Annotated in this window: 10 protein-coding genes; 6 read left to right on the forward strand and 4 right to left on the reverse strand. The window is 64.6% G+C overall.

Going from position 1 to position 9,314, the window contains the following annotated elements:
- The 4 genes from EOA24_RS17120 to EOA24_RS43080 form a co-directional block, all read left to right on the forward strand.
- The coding region (locus tag EOA24_RS17120) for a copper homeostasis protein CutC (RefSeq protein WP_281059886.1) at positions 1-519 on the forward strand (519 nt) is incomplete at its 5' end.
- A gap of 8 nt (positions 520-527) precedes the next feature.
- Positions 528-1,028: a GNAT family N-acetyltransferase gene (locus EOA24_RS17125; protein ID WP_126082244.1), complete on the forward strand. Its 501-nt coding sequence runs from the start codon at positions 528-530 to the stop codon at positions 1,026-1,028.
- A gap of 76 nt (positions 1,029-1,104) precedes the next feature.
- Entirely contained in the window at positions 1,105-1,308 is a 204-nt protein-coding gene (locus tag EOA24_RS43075; protein WP_245467013.1) for a hypothetical protein, read from the forward strand.
- Positions 1,309-1,356: 48 nt separating this feature from the next.
- Positions 1,357-1,590, forward strand: a complete 234-nt coding sequence (locus EOA24_RS43080) for a hypothetical protein (RefSeq protein ID WP_245467011.1) — start codon at positions 1,357-1,359, stop codon at positions 1,588-1,590.
- 187 nt (positions 1,591-1,777) lie between these two features.
- On the opposite strand, the gene EOA24_RS17135 is transcribed toward EOA24_RS43080, so the two are convergent.
- The 3 genes from EOA24_RS17135 to EOA24_RS17145 all read right to left on the reverse strand — a co-directional run bounded on the left by EOA24_RS17135 (position 1,778) and on the right by EOA24_RS17145 (position 5,562).
- Entirely contained in the window at positions 1,778-2,575 is a 798-nt protein-coding gene (locus tag EOA24_RS17135; RefSeq protein ID WP_126082243.1) for a xanthine dehydrogenase family protein subunit M, read from the reverse strand.
- A 12-nt stretch (positions 2,576-2,587) separates the two neighbouring features.
- Positions 2,588-4,936 carry a xanthine dehydrogenase family protein molybdopterin-binding subunit gene (locus tag EOA24_RS17140; RefSeq protein WP_126082242.1) on the reverse strand — a complete coding sequence of 783 codons (2,349 nt, stop codon included), beginning with the start codon at positions 4,934-4,936 and terminating at the stop codon, positions 2,588-2,590.
- A 125-nt stretch (positions 4,937-5,061) separates the two neighbouring features.
- The gene (locus tag EOA24_RS17145; RefSeq protein ID WP_126082241.1) at positions 5,062-5,562 is read right to left on the reverse strand and encodes a (2Fe-2S)-binding protein; all 501 of its coding nucleotides are present in this window, start codon (positions 5,560-5,562) and stop codon (positions 5,062-5,064) included.
- 258 nt (positions 5,563-5,820) lie between these two features.
- Here EOA24_RS17145 and EOA24_RS17150 point away from each other — a divergent pair, with 258 nt between their 5' ends.
- The gene (locus tag EOA24_RS17150; RefSeq protein WP_126082240.1) at positions 5,821-7,005 is read left to right on the forward strand and encodes an FIST N-terminal domain-containing protein; all 1,185 of its coding nucleotides are present in this window, start codon (positions 5,821-5,823) and stop codon (positions 7,003-7,005) included.
- A 5-nt stretch (positions 7,006-7,010) separates the two neighbouring features.
- The gene (locus EOA24_RS17155) at positions 7,011-8,348 is read left to right on the forward strand and encodes a hybrid sensor histidine kinase/response regulator (RefSeq protein ID WP_126083771.1); all 1,338 of its coding nucleotides are present in this window, start codon (positions 7,011-7,013) and stop codon (positions 8,346-8,348) included.
- A 9-nt stretch (positions 8,349-8,357) separates the two neighbouring features.
- On the opposite strand, the gene EOA24_RS17160 is transcribed toward EOA24_RS17155, so the two are convergent.
- Entirely contained in the window at positions 8,358-9,041 is a 684-nt protein-coding gene (locus tag EOA24_RS17160; RefSeq protein ID WP_126082239.1) for a response regulator transcription factor, read from the reverse strand.
- Positions 9,042-9,314 lie beyond the last annotated feature (273 nt).

A 9,314-nucleotide genomic window follows, 5' to 3' on the forward strand; every position in this document is an offset into this window, starting at 1 on the left:
ATGCTGGCCGATGTCGAAGCGCTTCGCGAGCTCGGCGTTGCCGGTGTCGTCGTCGGCTGCCTGACCGCCGACGGCGCCATCGACGAGACGCGCACGAGCGCGCTGGTTGAGGCCGCCGGCCCGCTCAACGTCACCTGCCACCGCGCCTTCGACATGACGCGTGATCCGGCTGAGGCGCTCGAGGCGCTCATCCGCTGCAAGGTCGGCCGCGTGCTGACCAGCGGACAGCGCGATACCGCGCTCGAAGGCGTCGAGCTTCTGGCCGAGCTCGTGCGTCTGGCGGACGATCGCATCATCATCCTCGGCTGCGGCGCGCTGGCGCCCGATACGATCGGCGAGGTGCGCAAGCGGACCGGGCTGACCGAGATGCATTTTGCAGCGCTTGCGGACGTGCCCAGCGCCATGCGCTACCGCAATCCCAATGTCGGCATGGGCGGCACCGACCTCTACCGCGAATACCGCAACACGGTGACCGACCAGGACAAGGTGGCGGCGACGATCGCGGCCGCGAGAGCCTGACAGCCAAGATGGTGACCCAGGAGTTGCTGCCGATCGAACGCGTCTCGCCCGCCGACGAGCCCGCCATCCTCGCGCTCAACAACGAGCATGCGGCGGAACTGTCCTGGCTCGAGCCGGAACGGCTTTCCTTCCTGCTCGGTGAGGCTTTCTACACGCGCCGCATCGGCGCGCTCGGGGCCTTCATCCTGTGCTTCGACCAGGACGCAAATTACGACAGCCCGAACTTCTTTTGGTTTCGCGAGCGCTATCCGCGCTTCGTCTATGTCGACCGAGTGGTGGTCGCCGCGGCGGCGCGCGGCCGCGGCCACGCCCGCCGCCTTTATGAGGATCTGTTCGAGCAGGCCCGGTGCGCCGGCCACACGATGGTAACCTGCGAGGTCAATGCCGATCCGCCCAACCCGGCTTCCGATGCCTTCCACGCCGCGCTCGGTTTCGCCGAGGTCGGCGACGCGGTAATCCACGGCGGCAAGAAGTCGGTGCGCTATTGGGCAAAACCGATCGCCGCCTGAACACGCTTCGAACGCTGCTGGCCAGAAGAACAAGCCAAAGCTAATATAACCGCTCGGCTGGCTGGGGCGCGACATCATGGCGAGCAATGTCTTCCGCTTCGACGAAAGCTGGGACATCCCTGAAGGCACACTCCAGGAAGTGTGGGATGTGCTGTCGGACGCCCAGTTGCTGCCGCTCTGGTGGGGCGATGCCTATAAGGAGGTGGAGCCGCTCGACAAGAAGGGCAAGGGCGTCGTCGGCGCCCGCGCCAGGGCACGAGCGCGCGGCGCCCTGCCCTAGGAGCTGAACTTCATCATCGAGGCCGCCGAGCTCATACCCGGCCGGCTGGTGGTGGTAAAAACCTTCGACGATTTCGACGGGCTGTGGCGGGCCGAGCTGTCGCCGTCAGGGGCCGGCACGCATGTCGATCTGGTCTGGCAGGTCACGGTCGAGAGGCCGATCCTCAAATTCCTGGCGCCGCTGCTCAGGCCCGCCTTCGCCTGGAACCATGGCTGGACGACGCCGCGCGGAGAAACCGGGCTTCGCCGCTACCTCGCCGCCCGAAAGAACGGCAGGGCCTGACCTCACCAGTTGCGGTTGAGCCAGCCGCGAGCCGGTTTCTCGACGATGTAATAACTGGCCAGCGCAGTGCGGGATAACTTTGTGCAAGTGCGAAGCTGCGACTTGACCGGTGCTTCCGGTCAAGCCTTTGTTATGGCCAAGAAAAAGGGGCCGAGGTGGCCCCTTCTTTCATCCGCGGCGGGGCTGTTCAAGCGTTGGCGGCAGCCACCGCGCGCTTGGCCATCACCGCGATGAGATTGGCGCGGTACTCGGCGGAGGCATGAAGGTCGCTCATCAGCCCTTTCGCCGGCACTTTGAGGCCGTCGAGCGCGGCGGCGTCGAAGCTCTTCGCCAGGGCGGCCTCGACCTCCTTCAAGCGGAAGACGCCGTCCTCGCCGGCGCCGGTGACGGCGGCTCTCACCCCGTCCTTGCCCTTGCTCACGAACACGCCGACGATGGCGTAGCGCGAAGCCGGGTTGCGGAACTTCTGGTAGGCCGCCTTGGCCGGCGCGGTGAAGCTCACCGCGGTGACGATCTCGCCTTCCTTCAGCGCCGTCTCGAACAGGCCCTTGAAGAATTTGTCCGCCGCGATCTCGCGCTTGTTGGTGATGATCGTCGCGCCCAGCGCCAGCAAAGCCGCCGGATAGTCGGCCGCCGGGTCGTTGTTGGCGATCGAGCCGCCGATCGTGCCTTTGTAGCGCACCGCCGGATCGCCGATCAGCGATGCCATATGCGCAAGCGCCGGGCACACCTTCTTCAGCTTCTCGTCGGTTGAGACGTCGTAATGCGTCGTCGCGGCCCCGATGGTGACCGTCTTGCCGGACAACTTGACGCCCTGCAGGTCCTTCAGCCGCGAGACATCGACAAGGTCGGAAGGCGCCGCGAGCCGCGTCTTCATGGCCGGGATCAGCGTCATGCCGCCGGAGAGCAGCTTGGCGTCGCCGTTCTTCAGCAGCTTGGCGGCGTCAGCGACGGAAGAAGCGCGATGGTAATTGACCGAATACATGCTCGTTCCTCCTCAGTGCTTCGTCGCGCGGATGGTAGCCCACACCGTCGCGGGCGATGCCGGCATGGGAATGTCGTCGACGCCCAGCGCATCGGTGATGGCGTTGATGACCGCCGGCGGAGAGCCGATGGCGCCGGCCTCGCCACAGCCCTTGACGCCGAGCGGATTGCCCGGGCATGGCGTGTTCGAGGTGGAGACCTTGAAGGACGGCAGGTCGTCCGCTCGCGGCATGGTGTAATCCATGTAGCTTGCCGTCAGAAGCTGCCCGCTGCCGTCGTAATGTGCGCCCTCCAGCAACGCCTGGCCGACGCCTTGCGCGATGCCGCCATGCACCTGCCCTTCGACGATCATCGGATTGATGATGTTGCCGAAATCGTCGGCCGCGACGAACTGGATGATTTCGGTCAACCCGGTCTCCGGATCGATCTCAACCTCGCAGATGTAGCAGCCGGCCGGGAAGGTGAAGTTGGACGGATCGTAGAAGGCCGTTTCCTTCAAGCCCGGCTCCATGCCCGCCGGCAAATTATGGGCGGTGTAGGAGGCAAGCGCCACCTGGAACCAGGGCAGGCTCTTGTCGGTGCCAGCGACCTTGACCTCGCCATTCTCGATGACGATGTCGCCCTCGTCCGCTTCCAGCAGGTGCGCGGCGATCTTCTTGGCCTTGGCCTCGACCTTGTCGAGCGCCTTGACGATGGCCGACATGCCGACGGCGCCGGAACGCGAGCCGTAAGTGCCCATGCCCATCTGCACCTTGTCGGTGTCGCCATGCACGATCGAGACCGAGTCGATCGGCACGCCGAAGCGCTGGGTGACCAGTTGCGCGAAGGTCGTTTCATGGCCCTGGCCGTGGCTGTGCGAGCCGGTGAGCACCTCGATCGTGCCGACGGCATTGACCCGTACCTCCGCCGATTCCCAGAGGCCGACGCCGGCGCCGAGCGAGCCGACCGCCGATGATGGCGCCAGGCCGCAGGCCTCGATGTAGCAGCTCATGCCGATGCCGCGCAGCTTGCCCTGCTTGGCCGCATCCGCCTTGCGCCTGGTGAAGCCGGCATAGTCGGCGGCCTTCATCGCCGCATCGAGCGATGCGTTATAATCGCCCGCGTCATAGGCCATGATCACCGGCGTCTGATGCGGGAAGGACGTGATGAAGTTCCGGCGCCTGAGTTCCGCCGGCGACACACCAAGCTCGCGCGCGGCGGTTTCCATCATCCGCTCGAGCACGTAGGTGGCCTCCGGCCGCCCTGCCCCGCGATAGGCATCGACGGGCGCGGTATTGGTGTAGACAGCACGCACATTGGCGTGGATCGCCGGGATGTTGTACTGGCCCGACAAGAGCGTGGCATAGAGATAGGTCGGCACGCAGGACGAGAACAGCGACATGTAGGCGCCGAGATTGGCTATCGTGTCGACCTTCAGGGCGGTGATGCGGTTGTCCTTGTCGAAGGCCATCTCCACCGTCGAGACATGGTCGCGGCCATGCGCGTCCGCCAGGAAGCTCTCGGTGCGGTCGGCCACCCATTTGACCGGGACGCCGGTCTTCTTCGATGCCCACAGGCAAACGATCTCTTCCGGATAGATGTAGATCTTGGAGCCGAAGCCGCCGCCGACATCGGGTGCGATCACCCGCAGCTTGTTTTCCGGCGCGACGTTGTAGAAGGCGCTCATCACCAGCCGCGCGACATGCGGGTTCTGCGACGTCGTCCAGCAGGTATAGTGGTCCTCCGCCTTGTCGTAATGCCCGAGGGCCGCGCGCGGCTCCATCGCATTCGGCACCAGCCTGTTGTTCACGATTTTCATGCGCGTGACATGGGCCGCCGACTTGATCGCCGCGTCGGTCGCCTTGCCGTCGCCGAGCTCCCAGTCGAAGATCAGGTTGTTCTCCGCTTCGGCATGGACCTGCGGTGCGCCGGGCTGGATGGCCTTGGTCGCCTCGACCACCGCCTTCAGTTCCTTGTAGGTGATCTCGACCGCTTCCGCCGCGTCGCGCGCCTGGCCCTTGGTGTCGGCGACGACGATGACGACGGCGTCACCGACATAGCGCACCTTATCGACCGCAAGCGGCGACCAGGCGCCCATCTTCATCGGCGTGCCGTCCTTGGAGTGGATCATCCAGCCGCAGATCAGATTGCCGATGCCGTCGGCCTTGAGCTCCTTGCCGGTGAGCACGCCGACGACGCCTGGCATCGCTTGCGCCTTCTTCACGTCGATCTTCTTGATCTGCGCATGCGCGTGCGGGCTGCGCACGAACACGGCATGCTTCATGCCGGGAACCACCATGTCGTCGACATAGCGGCCGCCGCCGGTGATGAACCTCTTGTCTTCCTTGCGCGCCACGCGGGCGCCGACGCCTTCGATACCCATTAGGAAATTCCTCCCGAAAATAGCGAGTAGTGAGTAGCGAATAGCGAGTAGTGAATTGGTGGAGCGCAGAGCGGCCGAAAAAATACCGACTATTCGCTACTCACTATTCGCTACTCGCTCGATCCTCACGCTGCCTGCTTCGCCTTGCCCTTGGCGCCCTTCGCCATCGCTTGCGATGCGGCGAGGATCGCCTTCACGATGTTGTGGTAGCCCGTGCAGCGGCAGATGTTGCCTTCGAGCTCGGCGCGCACCGTCGCCTCGTCCAGACCCTCCGGATGGCGCGCGATCATGTCGGTCGCCGTCATGATCATGCCTGGCGTGCAGAAGCCGCATTGTAGGCCGTGATGCTCCTTGAACGCGGCCTGGACCGGATGCAACTCGGCGCCGTCGGCCAGCCCTTCGATGGTGACAATGGTCGAGCCTGAGGCCTGAACGGCCAGCATTGTGCAGGATTTCACCGCCCGGCCGTCGACATGCACCACGCAGGCGCCGCATTGCGACGTATCGCAACCGACATGCGTTCCGGTGAGACCCAGATGCTCCCGCAGGAAATGCACCAGCAACGTTCGGTCTTCGGCGCTCCCGCTGACCCGTTTCCCATTCACAGTCAAGGACACGTCCGACATGCAACCTCCCTGGGTATTAACCTTGGTCCTCACCCTGCCGATGCCGTGCTGTGCTTCGGCAGTACCATTCGCGCACCGTACAACGCGCAAAACAGCGCTGCCAGCGCCGGTTCCATTGTACTTTCGATCATGGCAAAAGTTATGTGCAGCGCAGCAACCGGCCCCATTGCCAAATCAGGGATTGAGGGCAAAGATGCCCTCGATGCGGAGCGTGCCTGGCACGCATAGAAAAGACACCCATAAACCGCGTCGCAAGAATTGCGGAGAAGGCAGCTGGCCAGTTCGAGCACACGCTATGCATCGGGCCTATCGGCGCTCACCACGGATGAGCCCGACCCGAATGCCTTTGCCCGGGCCATCGCGGCCGAAGCGGCGATCGTCGACGCCGGTTTCGCGCTTCTGTTCTTCTCCCAAGGCCTTGTCGACGCGGCGGCGCTGGCGCAGGCGCTGAAAGCATACGCGCCCTCGCTCGCCTATGCCGGCTGCTCGACCGCCGGCGAGATCACGCCGCAGGGACTGGAGGAAGGGCATATCCTTGCCCTGCTTTTGCCTTCGGCGTCGTTTTCAACCGTCTCCGTCATGGTCGAAAACCTCTCTTCGTCCAGCATGGACAGTATCACCGGCGAGGTCGCGGCGTTGCGGCGCCTGCTGCGCGAGCGCATCGGCCACGACCGCTCGAACCAGTTTTTCGCGCTCTGTTTCATCGACGGGCTGTCCTATGCCGAGGAAGCGGTGACCTCGGCCATCCACTGGGGACTGGACGACGTCCCGCTGATCGGCGGCTCGGCCGGCGACGACCTCAAATTCGAGACGACCAGGCTGATGGCCAATGGCAGGGTCGCCTCCGATAGCGCCGTCATCGTGCTGGTTGCGACCGAAATTCCTTTCCACGTCTTCAAGACCGACAATTTCATCCCGACCGACGAGAAGCTGGTGGTGACGGCGTCCGACCCCGACCATCGCATAGTGCGCGAATTCAACGCCGCCAACGCGGCCGAGGAATACGCAACCTCCGTCGGCATCCTGCCGCAGACGCTGACGCCGCTGAGCTTTGCCTCGCACCCCGTCGTGGTGAAGGTCGGCGGCGAATATTATTGCCGATCGATCCAGCGCATGCATCCTGACGGCTCACTGTCCTTCTTCTGCGCCATCGACGACGGTATCGTGCTTTCCATCGCCCAGCCGAAGAACATGGTGGAATCGACACGCACCGCTTTCGAGGATGTCGAGCACAAGCTCGGCGGGATAGATATGATCCTGGGCTTCGACTGCGTGCTGCGCCGGCTCGATGCGCGCAACCGCCAGGTCTTCCGCGACATTTCCGAGCTCTACCGGACCAACAAGGTCATCGGGTTCGGCACCTATGGCGAGCAGTACCGCTCGATGCATCTCAACCAGACCTTCACCGGCATCGCCTTCGGCGAGCGCCAGGCGGCCGAGTGAACGGCATGCCGCTGCGCGACATCGACGACGTCGACAGGCTGAAGAAGATCAACGCGGCGCTTGTCAGCCGCGTCGAGCGCTCGATGGACCAGCAGGGCAACGCCTTCTCGCTGTTCCAGACCGCCATCTCGCTGGAAAACCGGGTGCGCAACCGCACCGAGGAATTGCACGCGACGCTACGCCGGCTCGAGCAATCGAACATCGAGCTCAGCGCGGCGAAGGAAAACGCCGAACTGGCGAACCTCTCCAAGACCAGGTTCCTCGCCGCCGCCAGCCACGACGTGCTGCAGCCGCTCAACGCCGCGCATCTGTCGGTCTCGGCGCTGGCCGAGGTCCAGACCAGCGAGGAAGGCAGGAAGCTGGTGCGCCAGGTCGAGCGCTCGCTGGAGACGATGGAAGACCTGCTGCGCACGCTGCTCGACATCTCCAAGCTCGACGCCGGCGTGGTGCAGCCTGAGATCGGCGACGTCAGCCTGGAGACGCTGTTTTCCTCGCTGCGCTCGGATTTCCAGCCCGAGGCTGAGAAGAAAGGCCTGTCGCTGAAGTTCCGGCCGGTCAATGTCGTGGTGCGCTCCGACCGCACCCTGCTCAGGCGCATCCTGCAGAACATCCTCTCCAACGCGCTGCGCTACACCCGCTCCGGCGGCGTGCTGGTCGGAACCAGGCATCGCGGCGACACCATCCGCATCGACGTCGCCGACACCGGCTGCGGCATTGCCGAGGACCAGCGCGAAGCGGTGTTCGAGGAGTTCCACCGCGGCACCTCGACACTTGCCGACGGCGGATTGGCCGGCGGGCTGGGGCTGGGCCTCGCCATCGTGCGCCGCATGGCGGCTGCCCTTGGCCACCCCGTCACCTTTTCCTCGAGGGTCGGGCGCGGTACCATCTTCCACATCGACGTGCCGATCGGCATGGCGGCCGCCGAACCGGCGACAGGCATCGCCGACATGGACCGTCCGCGCGGCTACGGCCTCTTCGGCACCAAGGTCCTGCTGGTCGAGAACGACGCCGACGTGCTCTCCGCCATGACCTCGCTGCTCGAACGCTGGCAGTGCCTGGTGCGCGCCGCGACCTCGACCGACGACGCGCTCGATCTTCTGGGCGACACCGATTGGGTGCCCGACATCATCATCGCCGACCAGCATCTCGACGGCGGCGACCTCGGCACCGCCACCATAGCCGAAGTCCGCGACTATCTCGGCCGTTCGGTGCCGGCGCTGATCGTCACCGCCGATGGGTCAGAGCACGTCGCCAAGGCGACCCGCGCCGCCGGCATCGAGCTGATGCGCAAGCCGCTGAAGCCTGCGCAGCTAAGAGCGCTGCTGGCGCATTTGCTGGCTTAGAACTGCCCCTCAAAACCCCGCCTGATCCCGAAACAACTCCGCATTATCCAGCTTCGACACCTCGATCACCGCCTGCGTGCGGCTGTAGACATTGAGCTTGCGCAAGATCTCCGAGACATGCGCCTTCACCGTCGTCTCGCCCACCTGCAGCTCGTAGGCGATCTGCTTGTTGAGCATGCCCTGGCGCAGCATCTGCAGCACCCTGAGCTGCTGCGGCGTCAGCCTCGCCAGGCGCTGCACCATATCGGCGCGGTCGGTGCTGTCGGGGTCGGGCGGCTGGCCCTCGTAATTTTCCGGCACATAGACGGCGCCGTCCATCACCGAGCGGATGGCGGCGGCGAGATCGCTCTTCCTGGCCGATTTCGGGATGAAGCCGGCCGCGCCGTAGGACAACGCCTCCGAAATGATCTTCGGTTCCTCATAGCCTGAGACAATCACCACCGGCAGCCGCGGGTAGCGGGTCCTCAGCTGCAACAGCCCCTCGAAGCCATGCACGTCGGGCATGCTCAAATCGAGCATCGCAAGATCGAACGGCTTGGCGTCGGCGAGGAGTTCGATGGCCTCCGTGATCGAGCGCGCCTCGACCGTGTCGACGTCCGGATAGGCCATCTGCACAGCGCTGTGCAGCGCCTCGCGAAACAGCGGGTGGTCGTCGATGATCAGGAAGCGGGCGCGGTCGCTGACGGAGCTCATTGCACGGGTTCAGGCATCGGTTCGGTTTCGGCCGGTACAGGATAGTCCGGTGACCATGGCCAGATTATTGGCAAATAGTATATCGCCCAATGGTACAGGGCCCCAATGGCACAGGGCACTGCCATTGGAACGACAGGCCGATGTGCGCGGGAGCGTCCTCAGTCTTGCCCGGCCGTCGAAATCGGCCGAAGGTGCGCACGATTCATGCCAACACAGAGACAGCCCATGCCAGAATTCATCCTTCCGCCGCCAGCAACCGCCTCGGTCGCTATT

The organism is Mesorhizobium sp. M2A.F.Ca.ET.039.01.1.1, assembly GCF_003998035.1.
In the GTDB taxonomy this organism is placed as follows: domain Bacteria; phylum Pseudomonadota; class Alphaproteobacteria; order Rhizobiales; family Rhizobiaceae; genus Mesorhizobium.